Consider the following 16,580-nt stretch of genomic DNA (forward strand, 5'->3'; position numbering starts at 1 on the left):
GAGAATCGCGTCCATGACCCGACCACCCGACGGTCCCTGGGACCCGAATCGTGAGCATCCGGAGACCCGGGCCTTCGATCCGCTGGACGACGCGCCCGGGTCCACCGGTGCCTTCGGGCGCCGGGAGGAGCCGCAAGCGTACACGCAGGCATCACCCTCGGCCGGCTACGGACCGCCGACCTACGGCGCACCCGGCTATGGCGCGCCGTACGGCGATCAGGCGCCCCCACCGCCGCCGAAGAAGTCCGGCCGCACCGCCGGACTGGTGTTCGCGGTGCTCGCCGCCGTCGTGGTGCTGGCACTGGTCGGGTTCCTGATCGCGCGCGGTACCGGTGGGTCCGACGACGAGGGCACGGCCGCGCCGGGTACGTCGTCGACGACATCCTCCGCGACGACGACGAGCACCACGACCACCACGACGACCACCGAGCCGACCACCACGGCCCCGCCGCGACCGACGGTCGCACCGGGCGCGGTGATGTATCAGATCACCGGCAACGGCGACATCGTCGGACTGCGGTTCCGGAGCGGCAATCAGTTCACGGTCGTCGCGGTGGCGGGATCGCCGTGGTCACAGGCGACGACGGTGACCGGTGGTCGCGCCGAGATCAGCGCGTTGGTGCTGCGCGGCCCGGTGACCTGCTCGATCCTGCACGGCGACGAGTTGCTCGCGTCCTCGACCAGCAACGGTGGTCCGCTGACCTGTACCGCGCAGCTGCCGAGCGAGTGAGCCCACAGAATTCTGACGTCACAGCCTGTCCGACCGGATAATCCAGTCGGGCACGCTGTGCGGTGAAAATTTTGTGGGACTCAGCGTTTCCGAAGGACCAGAACGAGATTCGTGCCGAGCACCTCGCGGAGCGCGGGGACGCGCATGACCCACCACATCCAGTGCGGAAGGTAGCGGGGAAACGCCGCGACGAGGTGGGCGCGATCACCGGCGGACGCCGCCCACCGCAGCCCTTCGGCGGCGGTGACCGCGAACAACGATGTGCCGTACAGGTTCTTGGGCGGATGGCCGTGCCGTCGCGTGTACATCCGCGCGGCGCGATGACCGCCCAGGTAGTGGGTGAGACCCATCTCGTGACCGCCGAACGGCCCCCACCACAGGGTGTAGCTGACGATGACGGTGCCACCGGGCCGCGTCACGCGCAGCATCTCGTCGGCCATCTGCCACGGGGCCGACGTGTGCTCGACGACATTCGACGAGAAGGTCACGTCCATCGACGAGTCCGCGAACGGCAGATGCTGTCCGGAGCCGCGCACCGTGGCGCGGTGTTCGATTCCGCCGGAATGCATTTCGGTCGGATCGGGTTCCACCGCGAGATAGTGGGCCCCGCGTCGGTCGAAGGCGTCGGCGAAGTAGCCGGGCCCGCCGCCGACGTCGAGCACCACCGCGCCTGCCGGTGAATCGGAGGCATACCAGTCGGCGACGAGCTGTGCGGTGTCCTCGGCGATGGCGCCGTAGAAACGTGCCGGGTCGGTCTGCTCGTAACGGAAGTCGTTGAGCAGGCGTGCGGCCCGGCGAAGGGTGGCGTGGCGGCGAAAGCCCGGGGATGTCCGCGTCATCGTCCGTTGACCGCCATGCCCTCGTCGGCGAGCACGCTCAGGCCCCGCAAGAAAGTACGGATCGCGAAGTGGAACTCGCGGCGAAGAGCGGCGTGATCGACCGGACGTGCTTCGAGGACCGTGGGCTGGGCACCCGGCTCCGAATCACGGAATTCGGTGACCCACTGATCGAGGTTCTCCAGGTCGCGCAGCGCATATCCGACGACGAGACGGGCGACGGCGTGATCGGCGCTCGCCGCGTCCTCGCGCGACAGACCGGCCGCGACCATCAGGGGAATCGAATGGTTGTACCGGGCGCCCACGCTGAACCGCACCGGGTCGGTGCCGAACAGCGCCGCGATGTACGGATTCGCCCGGAGATAGTCGAAGCCGGCCAGCGCCGCGCGTTCGATGATGTCGGTCCAGACCGCGTCGTCTGCCTGGTCGCTCAGCGCGATCAGGATGTCGGCCGTCATCGCCTTCATCACGCGTTCCGCCAGCCGGACGTGCAATTCGTGTTTTCCGCCCGGTAGCTGCCGGTACAGCGTCGAGGTGGAACACCCGAGGCGACGGGCCAGCCGCCGCATGCCGAGGTTAGCGACGCCCTCCTCGATGAGGATGTCGAGGCTCACGTCGAGGATCTGCGACATCGGCATCGGTGGTCGACCGCGGCCCACCCGCGCCGCGGGATCATTCATGGCTCTGCCTGGCTCATCGCGGGGTGTCTTCTCCCTGTCGGGTATGCACAACGGCAGTTGTGGACGCAAGCACCTTTATCGGCTACAGTGTAGCCGCAACGATCGGAAGTATCCGATCGGGCACTATCGGCCCGGCCGGAGAACGCGGTGTGGAGGGGATGCCACGTCCTCCGTCCGGGCCGCTCACGACATTGGGCCGGGCGGGCCCCACCCAGTACTGTTGGTCCGGCGATGATCGATCCGGACACACATATCCTGCTGCTCTGCTGGCGTGACACCACGCATCCGCAGGGGGGCGGCAGTGAACGTTACCTCGAACGTGTCGGCGCCGAATTGGCGCGACGCGGCGCTCGGGTCACCCTGCTCACCGCACGTCCGGGTGGGGCGATGGCCGAAGAGTGGCGCGACGGTATGCGCATCCTGCGGGCCGGGGGCCGGATCGGTGTGTATCCGCGGGCGTTGGCGACCATCCTCGCCGCCCGGTTCGGGCGCGGCCGCCTGGCAGGCCATCCGATCACCGCGATCATCGACACCCAGAACGGCGTGCCGTTCTTCGCCACCGTGGTCTCGTCCGCGCCGACGGTCGTTCTCGTCCATCACTGTCACCGCGAACAGTGGCCGGTGGCGGGCCGACTGCTGGGCCGCCTCGGCTGGTTCCTCGAGTCCCGCGTCTCCCCGCGGGTGCATCGACGGAATCGCTACATCACCGTCTCCGGACCGTCGGCGGACGAACTGGCCGAGCTCGGGGTCGACCGCGAACGAATCACGGTGATCCGCAACGGGATCGATCCGCTGCCCGAGTTCGGCGCCGATGCGCCGCACGCCCACGACACCGCACCCCGGCTCTGTGTGCTGTCCCGGCTGGTGCCGCATAAGCAGGTCGAGGACGCGCTGACGGTGGTCGCCGAGCTACGCCATGCCCACCCCGATCTCCACCTCGATGTCATCGGCGGGGGCTGGTGGTCGGATGAATTACGCCGCACCGCAAGCGAACTCGGTGTGTCCGGACACGTCACCTTTCACGGCCACGTGGACGAGGTGACGAAGCATCGGCTGCTGGCCGCCGCCGATATCCATCTGATGCCCTCCCGGAAGGAGGGGTGGGGCCTCGCCGTGGTGGAGGCCGCTCAACATCGGGTGCCGACGATCGGCTACCGCACATCGGTGGGTTTGGTCGAGTCGATCGACCACGGCGAGACCGGAATCCTGGTGGACGGCGTACACGAACTCGTCAGTGCCACAAGGAAACTCGTGGACGATCCGGATGAGGCTGCACGGCTCGGACGCAATGCGCAGCGCAAGGCGGAGAGCTACTCCTGGTCCGCAACGGTCGACGGGTTCGAGTCCGTGATCGGAGATCTGCGCCGCTGAGGCCGCCACGCGTACAGCGCGAGTGCGACGAGGATCGTCGCCGTCCAGGCGACGTGTGCGGCCTGCACCCAGAAGCGTGTCGCCCCCGATGCCCCCCGCTCGGCGATCGAGGATGGAATCCGGTACAGCCGCAGGTCGTCGCCGGCGAACACCTGTTCCGCGCCTGTGGCGAGAAGTGGTGGCGGCGAATCGTTCTCGACGACCACCCAGCCGACGCCCAGCCGTGCGAGCCAGGCCGGGTCGCCGCCGGCCCGCAACGCGGCATCGACCTGTGCGCCCCGCCCGGACGCACGGTCGACCACCACGCCGTCGACGGTCAGCTCACCGGATTCGACCACCGGCGCCCGGACCATCCGTGCCAGCGGGTTCAGCGACGGGCCGTCGGTGAAGGCGTATTGCCGGACTGCGCCCGGCGGCCAGACGGCGACGGCACCGGAGTCGGCGGGGATGGTATCGGCAACCCTGGCCCAGTCGGCGGGATAGGTGATCGGACGTAGCTGCCCGCCGACACCCCAGGCCAGGTCCGGCAGCGGTGCGACGATCAGCAGAAGTGTTGCCGCGGCGGCGAATCCGGCCGGCACCCAGGCGCGCAACGCCTGCGTGGCCGCCGCGGCGGCGATGGCGGCGAACGGCATCGTGAGCGTCAGGAATTTCTGGCCGTCGCGGAACAGTCCGAGGCCGCCGATCGTGCCGGAGGCATCCGACAGCGCCTGCGCGAGCGGTCCGATCGCGGTCAGGCTCACGGCGACAACGGTGCAGATCGCGAGCACCGCCCAGCCCCCGATACCCGGATCGGTCTCCCGGCGCCTGACCCACCACCACCGCGTGCCGACGGCGATCACCAGCAGGAAGGCCACCGTTGCCGCCGCCGCCCACCCGATGGTTCGGCTCGCCGGGACCGCATCGGCGTTCCAGATGCCGCCGAGTCCCAGCACCGTCCCCACGGTGCCGAGCCACGGCTCGGCCCGCACACCGAAGACCACGAATCCCTCCGTGCCACCGCCGACCGCGGGGGCCCCGACGATCGTCGCGGTCAGCCACGGAAGTGCACCGACGATCAGTGCGGCCCCGAGTGATCCGAGTGCACCCCACCGCCGGTCGCCGATCAGGCGGGGCACTACGACGAGCAGCGCGATCGCGGCGATGACCGAGCCGGTCGGGGTGAAGCCTGCGACGGCAACCGCCGCGAACAGCGCGGGCCACGCGCGACGATCGTGGCCGTATGCGATGTCGCGGGCCGCGCAGGCGATCCAGCCGAGTGCCGCATAGGACACCAGCAGACTCCAGTGACCCTGCAGGAGGCGTTCGGCGACAAGGGGATTCCAGATGGACACCACGGCGGCCACCGCGGCGCCGGTACGGCCCACGGCCGGAATGGCATGCACCGCCAGGCGTCCGAAGCCGACGCCGGTGAGGATCATCGCCACGACCATGATCGCGACCACCACGTGTCCGCCGTCGACGAACCGGCTGAGCTGTGCGATCACCCAATCCTGCGGTACCGCACGCGGAGCCAGGCCGTCGATGCCGAGGGTGGTGTCGGTGACGAAGCTGCGCGGCGTGGAGACCGCATCGCGGTACAGCAGGTGGCCGCCACGCAGCAGCGGAGCCAGGATGAGCAGCGTGAGCACGGTCGACACCGCGTAGAGCACCGGCAGCACCCGGGCCGGTGTCTCGCGCGCCGTCACCCCGGTCACGTCGGCGAAGGTCAGCGGTGGAAGGTGTCCGACGGCGCCTGGGCGTGCTCCGGGTCGTCCTCGTAGTCCTGCGGGGTGATGTCGTAGGCGCGGGCGAGATCCAGGATCTTGGTGGCGCGTGCGATCCGCGGTAGGTCCGAGCCGTTGCGGATCTCGCCGCCGTCACGCTCGAACTCGGCGAAGAACTCCTGGGCCCACCGGATCTCGTCCTGCGACGGCGATAGGCCCTCGTTGACGAGATGACACTGGTCGGGGCTGAGGCAGATCTTGCCGCTCATCCCGAACTCGGCGGCCACACCGGTCGCCTCGGACAGCTTGAGGGCACTCGACCCGATGGTCGGTCCGTCGATGGCGCTCGGCAGGTGGGCGGCCTTGGCGGCGATGGTGAAGCGCGACCGCGCGTAGGCCAGGGTCGCCGGGTTCTCGCCGAAACCGGTGTCCCGGCGGAAATCGCCGATCCCGAAGGCCAGGCGGAATGTGCCCTTCGCCGAGGCGATCTCGGTGATGCGCTCGAGTCCGCGGGCGGTTTCAACGAGGGCGACGATGGGCACACCGGGCAGACGCTTGGCGGTCTCGGTGACGTGATCCATCGACTCCACCATGGCGAGCATGATGCCGCCGACCGTGGTCGTCGAGAGCGCGTCGAGATCGTCGGCCCACCACGGCGTGCCGAAGCCGTTGACGCGGACCCAATCCGGGTTGCCCTGCTTGAGCCACTCCAGCACGTTGTTGCGGGCGTCGACCTTGTCCTTCGGGGCGACCGCATCCTCGATGTCGAGGACGACGATGTCGGCCCGGGACCGGGATGCGGCCGCGAAGCGGTCGGGATGCGTACCGGTGACGAGCAGCCAGCTACGGGCCAGAACCGGGTCGATGCGGAAGCCGACCGGTTCGCCGTTCTCGGCCGCGGTGTCGTCGGTGAACTGTTGGTCGTACATCGGGTCGTCGGTGGCTTTCTCGCAGGTCGGGCAGGACGGACAGACTATGGAACCCCCTCATCGTCGCCCACAGGAGTCCTTCGGTGCAAAAGCGACCGCTGTCGGGGACCGTGGTCGACCGGATCGTCGGGCTGCCCGTGCGCGCCGGACCCGGCAGGGCACACTTGACGGCATGGTGTCGGTGGCGCGGTCGGGGACATCGGCCGCGCTCGGCCGGGTGGCCCTCGGCTCGATGGTCGCCAACGTCTTCTCCTACCTCGTCCACCTCACGGCGAGCCGCTGGTGGCTGGACACCGCCGAGTACGGCGAGCTGGCCCGTGCGCTGTCGGCGACGCTGATCTTCGGTGTGGCGGCACTGGCGATACAGGCCGTGATCGCCCGGGCCGTCGTTGCCCGTACCGACCCCGCCCGGATTCGCGCGGTGACCGTGGGCACCGTCGGGATCGTGGTGGTGCTGGCGGTGGTCGGCACGCCGCTGGTCGCCTGGATCGGGTCGATGCCGGTGGCCACCGCCGCGGCCGCACTCGCGACCACACCACTGCTGACCGTCATCGGTGCGGCTCAGGGGATGCTCCAGGGCAGCCACGAGTTCCGCCTGCTGGCCTGGGTTCTCGCCGTGGTCGGCGTGGTACGGACGATCCCGGTGATCGGTGCGCTCGCGGCCGGGGCCGGTCCGGCGGGTGCATTGACCGCCGGTGTGATCGGAACCGCCGTTGGTGCGGCGGTCGCCCTCCTCGCGGTGCGTGCCGCACGCGGGGTGCCCTCGCGCGACGACGAAACGACGACCGGGCACCTCGGGCTCGGCGAGGTCGTCCGCGCCGGTGGCGTCCAGCTCGTTCTCGTTGTCGCCTCGTCGATCGATCTGATGCTGTCGGGATTCGTGCTGTCCGCGCACGACGCGGGCGTCTACGCCCTCGGTGCCATCGCCACCAAGGTGGCGTTCTGGCTGCCGCAGGCCGTCGGCGTGGTGTTCTATCCGCGCCTCGCCGATCCGGCGGTCTCCCGGACCGCGCTGATCCACGCCGTCCGGGTCGTCGCGGCGATCGGTGCGATGGTGACCGTCGCGGCCGGGCTCGCCGGACCGCTCGTCCCGCATGTCATCCGCCCCGACTATCAGCCGCTCGTCGGTGTCCTGTGGCTCTTCGCCCTGACCGGTTCGATGCTGGCCGTACTGCAGGTGGCCTTGCTGTCCGCGATCGCCCGGCAGGCCACCGCCGTCTCCCTCATCACCTGGGCGACGGTGGTGGTGGCCGCGGTCCTGATGCTGACCGTCGTGCACTCGATCGTGGCGCTCGCGGTGGTCGCGGTCGTGGCGGCCACGGCCGCCGCCGTCATCACGACCGTCGTCGATCTGACCACGCGGCCCGCAACCGGCTGAACCGGGCGGGCATCAGCAACGCGAGACCGGCGCCGACGGCCGCGAGCCCGAGCAGGGCCGCGAGGATCGGGACGACCCGGCCCCAGATGGTGACCGGCGCCGAAAGTGCGGTGGCGTGATCGACCTGCCTGCGCTGGGACTTGTCGTCGAAGCCGAAGGTCGCGGCCAGGTTGGTCACACGATGATCGGGGAGATCCGCGCCGACCAGCCGGTATTCCTGGGTGATGGTGATCTGTTCGTCGAGGATGGTCCCGGATGCGGCGTCCACCGCGATCTCCCAGTGCGCCTCGTGGTGCAGGTTGGCGGTCAGCTCGCGGGCGGGATCGACACCGGGGACGCCGAACCACCCGGCCGGCCGGGTGATCGACGTCGGACTGGCGCCGGCCACCCCGGTGTTGTCGGGCAGGGTCTGCAGATCGGTGTCGGGGACGTCGGCGACGAACCGCAGCGCGTCGTGCCCGTGCACGGTCGTCTCGCCCGCCGCGCGCAGCGGCACCGAACGCCGCGTCGTGACATCGAAGAACGTGTGGTCGCCCGCGGTGACGTCGAAAGGCAGCAGGTAGGTGACGCCGCGACGATCCGGCACGCGCACGGGTGCCGACCCGTTGTCGTACTGGATCTCCGACGACCCGCCCGCCGTCGTGTCCGGCAGCGCGGTGCGACGGTTGAGGGTGACGCGATCGCGTACCGCACTCAGCACCGGATCGGTGCAGAGCTCGGCGCCCTCGGCGGGCGGCACTTCGCTGCCCGGACGCGGCGCCTTCGTCTCGACCGTCCTCCCGTCGATGTGCAGCCGATCGGCACGCATCGAGGTGCCCGCCTGCAGGGTGACCCGGTCCGAGTCGGCGGGGCGGACCGCCACGAAACGCTGCTGCCGGGTCAGATCGGCCTCGACGACCCGCGCCGCGGGGGTGGCCGGCGAACACCGGTCGAGGATGCGTGCGGGGGCGTCGGGGGCGGTCGTCGCGGCGGTGGTCACGTCGGTGCTCAGCGGGATGGTGCGCAGTTGCCCGGCGACGAGCGTGGGCAGGGCGAGCGCCGCGGCGAGCAGGAACCCGCCGACGAAGATCAGGACGGGTCCGATCAGATCGCGGGTGGACAGACGCGGCGATGCCATAGGCGGCAACGTTACCGGCAGCCGCGATCGCGACCCGGTCACCTCGGTACGCTGACATCCAGCATGGCCATCACCCGCTTTTATCCGCAGCTCGAAGGGATGCGCGCACTGGCATCCATCGGGGTGCTGACCACGCACGTCGCCTTCCAGACGCGGGCCGTCGAACTGCCCGTCGTCGGTCCGGTGCTCGGTCGTCTGGATCTGGCCGTCGCCCTGTTCTTCGCGCTGTCGGGATTCCTGCTGTGGCGGCCCTGGGTAGCGGCCGCGCAGGCGCCGCCCGACGATCCGGATGCCACTCGGGCTCCGTCGACGCGCCGCTATCTGATGCACCGGGTGGTGCGGATCTGGCCCGCCTACGTCGTGGTCGTCGTGGTGGTGCTGACCCTGCTGCCGGAGGCTGCCCGCGCCGGGATGACGGTGTGGCTGGCCAACCTGACGCTCACGCAGGTCTTCGTGCCGCTGTCGCTGACCGCGGGCCTCACGCAGATGTGGAGTCTGTCGGTGGAGGTCGCCTTCTATCTGCTGCTGCCGGTCCTCGGCTACGCACTCCTCGCGCTGCGCCGCCGCGGGGACGGCCGTGACCGTTCGCGACTGCGGATTCCGGTGCTCGTGGGCATCGGCCTGCTCAGCCTCGCCTGGGGATGGGTGGCGGTGGCCCTGCCGGTGGCCGCCGGTGTCGAACCGAAGAACTGGGTCTTCGGCCACCTGCCGTGGTTCCTCGTCGGGTTGCTGCTCGCGGAGACCGTCGGTGCCCTCGACCGGGCCCGGCACGATGGAACGCCCGCACCCCGCTGGGTGTATCGGCTCGCGGCGATCGGCACGCATCGGTGGTGGATGCTGGCGGCGTTCGTGGTCGCCTACGGTCTGGCCTGCACACCTATCGCCGGGCCGACCGGACTCGGCGCCCTGTCGGCCCCGCAGTTCGCCACCAAGATGACGCTCGGTGCGGTCTGCGCCTTCGCGGTCCTGGCCCCGCTGGTGTTTCTGCCCGCGTCGGGCCGCGAGTTCCGGGTGCTCTCCTCGCCGCCGATGCTGGCCCTCGGACGGTGGTCCTACGGCATCTTCATCTGGCACCTCGTGGTGCTCGCCGTGGTCTTCGGACTGTTCGGCATCCTGCCGTTCAACGGGCACACCCTGCAGGTGTGGTCACTGACCGTGGTCCTCACCGTCGGCATCTCGGCCGCGAGCTATGCCTTCGTCGAGGAACCGGCGCGCCTGTGGCTTCGTAACCGCGAGAAGCGGATTCGCGACAGCGAGCGCTCCGGGTCCACGACGGTCCAGACCGCCGTCGACACGGCGACCGCCGCGAGGAGCTGAACCCACCACGAGAAGCCGTGGTACCCGGTCGAGGCATGCCATGGCCCCGCTGCCAGACCGACCCCGGCTGCGAACAACGCGGTGAAGGCGACGACCACACCGGTGCGCGGCGGTGCGCGCCGGACGAGGACGCCCGTCACCACCGCGACGACCAGCCCCCACCAGCCGGTGAGCAGCCAGGCCGCACCGAGCCACCCCGCCCCGGCGGCGACCGGGAGCCACGGTGATGTACCCGCGCCCGGGGTCTCGTCGGCCGGTTCGATATCCGGACGTCTACGGGCCGGCCACGCCGCGGCGACCAGCAGCAGTGCGACGAGCGCGAGTCCGATGCCCAGCGACCAGCGGTAGAGCGAGTCGAAGCGGTAGGTCAGGGTGACCGGACCGCGCGCACCGGCCGGGACCAGCCATCCCTGCTGCCAGCCGTTGACCACGATCGGGTGCAGCTGCGCCCCGTCGAGTTCGGCCCGCCAGCCGGTGTTCGTGCTCTCCGGAACGGTCAGGACCCGTTGTGCCGGCGCCGATTCCACGTCGACGACCCGGTGCGTCGACGACCAGTCCGACACGGTCGGGACCGTCATGGCGTCCGGTGCGCCGGACAGCGCCCGGCTGCCGGACGTCGGAAGGGCGACCTGCGCGACGGTGAACGCCGATCCCGGATTCACCGACAGTTCCTGCTCACCCGCGCCGATGGTGACCGGCTCCGGCGTACACGGACGGGCGAGCACCGGTTCGGCGTTGCGCAGTGCCCCCTCGGTAGTGCGCACCGACAGCCCGATCACCTTCCCCGACACGGTCATTCCGACACCGGCGTCGCAGCCGATGGTGACCGGCCGCTCCGGATCGGCCCCCGGGGTGGGGGACACCGCCGGTTCCACACCGATCTCGCTGATGCCCGGTGGTGCCTGGCGGGAGAAGCCGAGGCTGTTCACGTCGATGAGGTCCGCCGATTTCCGGACTCTGAGCGAGATACGCTGGGTGACCGCCGGATTCAGGTCGATCACGCCGTCGGCCGGGACGTCGCGGGTCTGCGGGCCCGACCCGAGGTCGACGGTGATGCGGCGTGGTGCGGCCGGATAGTCGCGGGGCAGGGTCAGCCTGAGACGCTCCACACGGTGCGGGCGCGGCAGCCGGATCACCATCTCCGGCTCCCTGGTCTTCTTCGAGCCGTCGGATTCCGGTGCGGTCCAGGTGGTTCCGGGATCACCGTCGACCGCGGCCGACGCGTTGCCCCGCGGGTCGTCGACGGCGGTCGGGCCGTCGGCGGTGATCCGCCCGGGCGCGGAGAGCAGTTGCCGGAGGCCGTCGCCCGGTCGCGGACGCAGAACGACGGTCGGCGTGACCGCCACCGGGGCGGGTACCGACAGTGCGCGGGTGACGATGCCCGGCGTCTCGGCGGGGAGGCCGAGCCCCGGCGAACATCGTGTCGCCGAACCGTCCCGCACACAGGCGGATCGGCCGTTCAGTTCCTGGTCGAGCAGCCACCCGTCGACGGGTGTACCCGCGGGCATCTCCGGCAGCACCACGCGATGCCGGATGGTGAGCGGGAGGCGTGCGGACAGATCGCTCAGGGACAGCTCGCCGATGGCGAACTGGTTGCCGGGCAGTCCGTCGGCGGTACTGATGGCACGGATCTGCATCCACCGGGTGGGCCCAGACGGGGCCGTGACCGTCACGGGCTCACCGGGTTCCACGCCCTCGGCGACGGTACTGCCCGATTCGGTCGTCACCAGGATGCCGCTGACATCCGGCCCGATGGCCCGCGAGGTGCTCAGCGTGACCGCGAGATCGGTGCGCGGCTTCGTGAAGTCCAGGCGCAACCATTGGCCGACCGCGGAGTCGAGGCCGCTGCTCACCCACGACGTGTCCGGGTTGCCGTCGAAGGCCGCGGCCGGTGCGTTGGCGGGGGAGGTCTGGCCCGGCTGGGTGGCGTCGGATGCCGAACCGGATGCCGACACGCGGACCTGGCCGGGCTGATTGTCGAGCAGCCATTCGCCGTGGACGAGTGGCTGACCGTCGACCGGATAGTCGGCCGCGGCGTTCTGGGTGCGGCGCGGATCGTCGGGCGTGCGGATCGCGGAACTGTGATCGTCGACGCGACCGAAGTCGGTCTCCCGGTCGGCCGGGGAGTCGGTGACCGTCGTCGGTCGTGCAGGCAGTCCGGCCCGTCGCGCGTCCGCGTCGAGAAGAACCGGTCCCATCGGGCGCATACCGGACCATCCGCGGAAGGCCTGCACGGCGGCCGGTGCCTCGGCGCCACCGCTCACCCGCGGCATCGAATCGAGATCGGTGAGGGTCGGGCCGGTGCCCGGGAAGCCGTTGCCATCATCGACCGCATAGATCTGAATGGCGGGCATCGTGGGGCGTAAGCCGTTGTCGCGCACCACCTTGTCGACGGTCGGGGGGCCGGTCTCCGGGCCGAAGACCGCGACCCGGCGCAGGCCGGGGGAGGCGTTCAGGGCCTGCTGCGCGACGAGTGGACGCGCCGACCGGGAGGTCTCCGGGGTGAGGTCGGCGCGCAACACCACGAAACCGATGCCCTGCTGGGCCAGCGTCGCGGCCAGGCCCGCCGAACCCCGCCCGTTCGCGATGTCACGCTGCACCGAGTCGAGGGCGCGAATGGCGCCGGGCGGGGTGAGCGGGATGGCGTCGCGGACCGCCCACGGACCGTCGGCGAGGGGCTGGAGCGGTTCGTCGCGGGTGAGGCCCCACAGTTGATCGGCGAACGGCGCACCCGGGACGACCAGGCTGCGTACCGGTGCCGTGGAGCCGGGCGGCCGATCGTGATCGGCCAGCCATTGCGACGCCGCGCGCCAGTGATCGGGCAGCGCCCGGTAGGTGCCCGCCGGTGCGAGCTGGCCGGTCCACACCAGCGAACCGGCACCGAAGGCGGCGACCACCACCACGATCGCCGCGGCCACCGGCCGGGACCGTTCCGGGCGTCCCAGGGCACGCAGACTGTCCCGGATCGTCGCGGTGCCGGGCAGCGGAACGCGGGCCAGCAGATGCGCGATGCCGAGCACCAGGGGGATACGGATGAAGGGCTCGAATTTGTGGATGTTGCGCAGCGGGGCGCCCGGACCGTCGAGGAAGACCCGCACCGGCTCGGCGATGGGGGAACTCAGCCCGCCGACGAACCCCACACACATCAACAGCAGCCCGACGACCAGGATCGTCATCAGCCGCCCGCGGAAGGGCATGCGGCGCATACACAATCCGGCGAGACCGGCGGCCGCAAGCACCACGGTCGCCAGCACGGCGGCCGGCTGCGTCACCAGAACCGCGCCCGCGACGCGCTCGGGCGACACGAACGGGGTCCACGAACTGGTGCCGCGCAGCACCTCGGTGAGCGACGTCCATTCGGTTGTCACGCGCGACGATTCGATGAAGTCCAGGAACGGCGGCGACACCCGCGACAGGATCAGCAGCGGCACCAGCCACCACGCACACGCCAGCGCGAGTCCCAGCGCCCACCACGCGCCGAAGCGCCACCATCTCCCGGTGATCGAGTAGTCCGAGGCGCTGGCCGAGGGCGTATCGAGATCTCGATACGCAGACTCGCTGCGCTCGCCTGCTACTCGATCGGCGGGGGTGCTGCGCTCGTGTGCTACTCGATCGGCGGGGGTGCTGCGCTCGTGTGCTACGTGATCGGCGGGGGTGCTGCGCTCGTGTGCTACGTGATCGGCGGGGGTGCTGCGCTCGCGGGCTACTCGACCGGCGAGGGGAGCGAGCAGCCACCACAGCAGCGCGACGCCCAGTGCGGCGAGGGTGGCGACCGCGTTCACCGCACCCATGAGCGCGACCGCGGCGGCCGATCGCGCCGCGTACCGCCACAACGGCTGCGTACCGGGTGCGTCGCGGTCCAGGGCCCGCACCACCGGGATCAGCACCCAGGGAGCGAGGACCATCGGGAGGGTTTCCGACGAGATCGAGCCGATGGTCGTGAGCACGCGCGGGCTCAGGACGAAAACCAATGCCGCGATGATCCGGGAGCCCGGGGAACCGATCCGCAGAGCCTCGCCGAGCCGGACGACACCGACGAACCCGACGGTGATCAGCAGGGCCCACCAGAGGCGCTGGGTCACCCACGGCGGCAGTGCGAGGAGGTCACCGAGGGCGAAGAATGCGCCGTGCGGGAAGAAGTAGCCGTACGCCTGATTCTGGACCTGCCCGAGCGGGGCGTCGGGCGACCACAGATGAGCGGCGCGCGCCAGGAAGCCGATCGGGTCGGCGGTCAGATCGAGTTTGGTGTCCGCCGCGATGCGTCCGGGTGACTGGAGAAATGAGACGACCAGCGCGCACAGGGCGGCGATCAGGACGCCGCGGCGCGTCAGTCGGGCGTCAGTTGTTGTCCGCGGTGTCACCGCGAGTGCCGTAGTCCACCGAGCCCTGCACGAAGCCGCTGTTCGGGTTGACACTGTTCACGTCCGTCGACGGACTGGTCTCCGCGGATAGGAAGCCGCCGAGGAACACGGCTCCGAGTCCGACCACGATGCCGGCGATCCCGGCGGCGGCACCAGCGGCCAGACGGTTGTTGATCATGGCGACGAAACTACCAAAATCCGATCAGGGGTGATGCGTCACGGGGTCACGTCGGGCTGCCGGTCGCAGCAGGCGGGCACGATGAACACCGGGCGACCGCAGTGTTTCAGGACGTGTTCGGCGACGCTCGAGTGCACCAGCGCCCGGAGTCCGGTCTCCCCGCGTGTGCCGGTGACCAGCATGTCGACGTCGAGGGTGTCCGCCGCGGCGACGAGCGCGCCCCACACCGTCGACTCCACCTCGGCCAGCGAGCCACGGGCGTTGAGTCCGCACTCGGTGGCCAGGCCGACCCCGCGTGTGTTGATCTGCGCCGCCTCGTCCCGCAGGGCCGCGTCGACCTCGGCGTCCAGCTGCGGGTCGAGGTAGGGCTGCACCCCGCCGGCGAGGGCGGAGATGCCGGTGGGTGCCACACCTCCGGGACGCCAGGCGGTGACGACGTGAGCGGTGTCGGCGCGGAGGAAGCGTCCCGCATAGCGGATGGCGCGGTCGGCGTTCGGGGAGCCGTCGTAGGCGATCATCAGGACCTGATGCGTGGTGTCCCCGGGATCACGGCCGTTGGCGGTGGGCTGTGGAACGGCGGCCCGGGCCATCGAGGCCTGCGCGCTGGCGGCCTGGGAGGCGGTCTCGGACCCGGCGTCCATGACCTGAGGATACATGCCGGAGGCGAGATCCATGCCACACTCGCCGCATGGGTTTCTTGCGGGGTGCAGTAGTTCGTCCGGGTCGTCGTCGCACCATGGCGGCACGTCGTGCGCTGGTGTGTGCGGTCGTCCCGGTGCTCGCGGCGACCGCGGCTGCCTGCGCTTCGGACGCCTCGACCGGTGCGCCCTCGAGTTCGCCGTCCCTCACGTCGCCGACGACCTCCCCGACGTCGTCGAGCGTGCCGACCTCGGCCGCATTGGCCTGCGGGGCACAGGAACTCAAGGCGATGACGCTGCGGCAGAAGCTGGCACAGCTGCTGGTCGTCGGTGTGCGGGATGCGGCCGACGCACAGCAGATCGTGAAGTCGGAGAAGATCGGCGGGATCTTCGTCGGCAGCTGGACGGACAAGTCGATCCTCACGTCCGGTGCGGCAGCGCGTATTTCACGCAACAGCACGATCCCGCTGATGGTCACCGTCGATCAGGAGGGCGGCCGGGTGTCGCGGCTGTCCGGGATCGGCATCGATAGTCCGTCGGCGCGGGAACTCGCCGCCACGAAGACCCCGCAGCAGGTGCGCGAACTGGCCGAGTCGATCGGGCAGCGCATGGCGAAGCTCGGCATCACCGTCGATTTCGCGCCCGTCGCCGATGTGAGCGACGAGTCCGACGGCGAGGTCGTCGGCGACCGTTCGTTCAGCAATGACCCGAAGGTGGTCACCACCTACGCGAAGGCCTTCGCCGACGGTCTCGCCGCGGCCGGCGTCATGCCCGTGTTCAAGCACTTCCCGGGCCACGGCCACGGGTCGGGCGACACGCACACCGGTGTCGTGCGCACCCCGCCCCTGTCGAGTCTGAAGACCAGCGATCTGGTGCCCTACCGGAGTCTGCTCAGGGACCCGGGCACCGCGGGCGTGATGGTCGGGCACCTGATCGTCCCCGGACTGACCGGGCCGGAGACGCCCGCGAGCATCAGCCCGCGCGCCATCGGCATGCTGCGCAGCGGGCGCGGCTACGACGCCCCGCCCTTCGACGGCGTGGTGTTCTCCGACGATCTGTCCGGCATGGCCGCCATCAGTGCGCGCTATCCGATCGAGCAAGCGGTTCCGCGGGCGATCCGAGCGGGCTCGGACATCGCGCTCTGGCTGGCGACGGATCGGGTGTCGTCGGTGCTGGACGCCCTGCAACGGGAGGTTGCCGCCAAGCGGCTGACGCGGGAGCGGGTCGATCGTTCCGTCGTGCGGATTCTTCGTTCGAAAGGCGTACTGACCTGCTGACTCGCCGGGCAGGGTTCTGAATACGGTTAACTTACCGGCTGGTAAGATATTCGGTACGATCA

The 16,580-nt window shown here is 70.4% G+C and carries 12 protein-coding genes and 1 pseudogene; 5 read left to right on the top strand and 8 right to left on the bottom strand.

The features are described from left to right. Window positions 1-13 precede the first annotated feature (13 nt). The gene (locus tag AC4JJG_RS13190) at window positions 14-730 is read left to right on the top strand and encodes a hypothetical protein (RefSeq protein WP_495401418.1); all 717 of its coding nucleotides are present in this window, start codon (window positions 14-16) and stop codon (window positions 728-730) included. Between the two features lie 80 nt (window positions 731-810). Here the strand turns inward: AC4JJG_RS13190 and AC4JJG_RS13195 are convergent, their stop codons facing one another. Then, window positions 811-1,569, bottom strand: coding sequence for a class I SAM-dependent methyltransferase (locus tag AC4JJG_RS13195; RefSeq protein ID WP_495401417.1), 759 nt, complete (start codon window positions 1,567-1,569; stop codon window positions 811-813). Next, complete coding sequence (locus AC4JJG_RS13200; RefSeq protein ID WP_495401416.1) at window positions 1,566-2,246, bottom strand: TetR/AcrR family transcriptional regulator; 681 nt, start codon at window positions 2,244-2,246, stop codon at window positions 1,566-1,568. Before AC4JJG_RS13200 ends, AC4JJG_RS13195 begins: the two co-directional genes overlap by 4 nt. 231 nt (window positions 2,247-2,477) lie before the next feature. Here AC4JJG_RS13200 and AC4JJG_RS13205 point away from each other — a divergent pair, with 231 nt between their 5' ends. After that, the gene (locus tag AC4JJG_RS13205; protein ID WP_495401415.1) at window positions 2,478-3,617 is read left to right on the top strand and encodes a glycosyltransferase family 4 protein; all 1,140 of its coding nucleotides are present in this window, start codon (window positions 2,478-2,480) and stop codon (window positions 3,615-3,617) included. On the opposite strand, the gene AC4JJG_RS13210 is transcribed toward AC4JJG_RS13205, so the two are convergent. Both AC4JJG_RS13210 and AC4JJG_RS13215 read right to left on the bottom strand, forming a co-directional pair. Beyond that, complete coding sequence (locus AC4JJG_RS13210) at window positions 3,557-5,314, bottom strand: MmpA family trehalose lipid delivery protein (RefSeq protein WP_495401414.1); 1,758 nt, start codon at window positions 5,312-5,314, stop codon at window positions 3,557-3,559. The genes AC4JJG_RS13205 and AC4JJG_RS13210 overlap by 61 nt on opposite strands. Before the next feature lie 11 nt (window positions 5,315-5,325). Continuing rightward, window positions 5,326-6,252 carry an HpcH/HpaI aldolase/citrate lyase family protein gene (locus AC4JJG_RS13215; protein ID WP_495401413.1) on the bottom strand — a complete coding sequence of 309 codons (927 nt, stop codon included), beginning with the start codon at window positions 6,250-6,252 and terminating at the stop codon, window positions 5,326-5,328. 172 nt (window positions 6,253-6,424) lie between these two features. On the opposite strand from AC4JJG_RS13215, the gene AC4JJG_RS13220 reads away from it, so the two are divergent. Continuing rightward, window positions 6,425-7,630, top strand: coding sequence for a polysaccharide biosynthesis protein (locus AC4JJG_RS13220; protein WP_495401412.1), 1,206 nt, complete (start codon window positions 6,425-6,427; stop codon window positions 7,628-7,630). Here the strand turns inward: AC4JJG_RS13220 and pgfA are convergent. Further along, complete coding sequence (gene pgfA, locus AC4JJG_RS13225) at window positions 7,587-8,747, bottom strand: cell envelope lipid trafficking protein PgfA (RefSeq protein WP_495401411.1); 1,161 nt, start codon at window positions 8,745-8,747, stop codon at window positions 7,587-7,589. The two genes, AC4JJG_RS13220 and pgfA, sit on opposite strands and share 44 nt — an antisense overlap. 99 nt (window positions 8,748-8,846) lie before the next feature. Here pgfA and AC4JJG_RS13230 point away from each other — a divergent pair. After that, a pseudogene (locus AC4JJG_RS13230) lies at window positions 8,847-9,920 on the top strand (acyltransferase family protein); the annotation flags it as partial. Between the two features lie 14 nt (window positions 9,921-9,934). On the opposite strand, the gene AC4JJG_RS13235 reads toward AC4JJG_RS13230, so the two are convergent. From AC4JJG_RS13235 to AC4JJG_RS13245, 3 genes are read right to left on the bottom strand one after another with little or no spacing between them, the layout of a single operon-like run. Further along, on the bottom strand, window positions 9,935-14,374 hold the full coding sequence (locus AC4JJG_RS13235) for an alpha-(1->3)-arabinofuranosyltransferase (RefSeq protein WP_495401677.1): 4,440 nt from the start codon (window positions 14,372-14,374) through the stop codon (window positions 9,935-9,937). 28 nt (window positions 14,375-14,402) lie between these two features. Next, window positions 14,403-14,603, bottom strand: coding sequence for a DUF2613 domain-containing protein (locus AC4JJG_RS13240; RefSeq protein ID WP_495401410.1), 201 nt, complete (start codon window positions 14,601-14,603; stop codon window positions 14,403-14,405). Window positions 14,604-14,641: 38 nt separating this feature from the next. After that, window positions 14,642-15,193, bottom strand: a complete 552-nt coding sequence (locus AC4JJG_RS13245; protein ID WP_495401676.1) for a universal stress protein — start codon at window positions 15,191-15,193, stop codon at window positions 14,642-14,644. A 98-nt stretch (window positions 15,194-15,291) separates the two neighbouring features. Between AC4JJG_RS13245 and AC4JJG_RS13250 the strand changes: the two genes are divergently transcribed. Then, window positions 15,292-16,518, top strand: a complete 1,227-nt coding sequence (locus tag AC4JJG_RS13250) for a glycoside hydrolase family 3 N-terminal domain-containing protein (RefSeq protein WP_495401409.1) — start codon at window positions 15,292-15,294, stop codon at window positions 16,516-16,518. Window positions 16,519-16,580 lie beyond the last annotated feature (62 nt).

Source organism: Gordonia sp. B8661-1 (assembly GCF_059427765.1).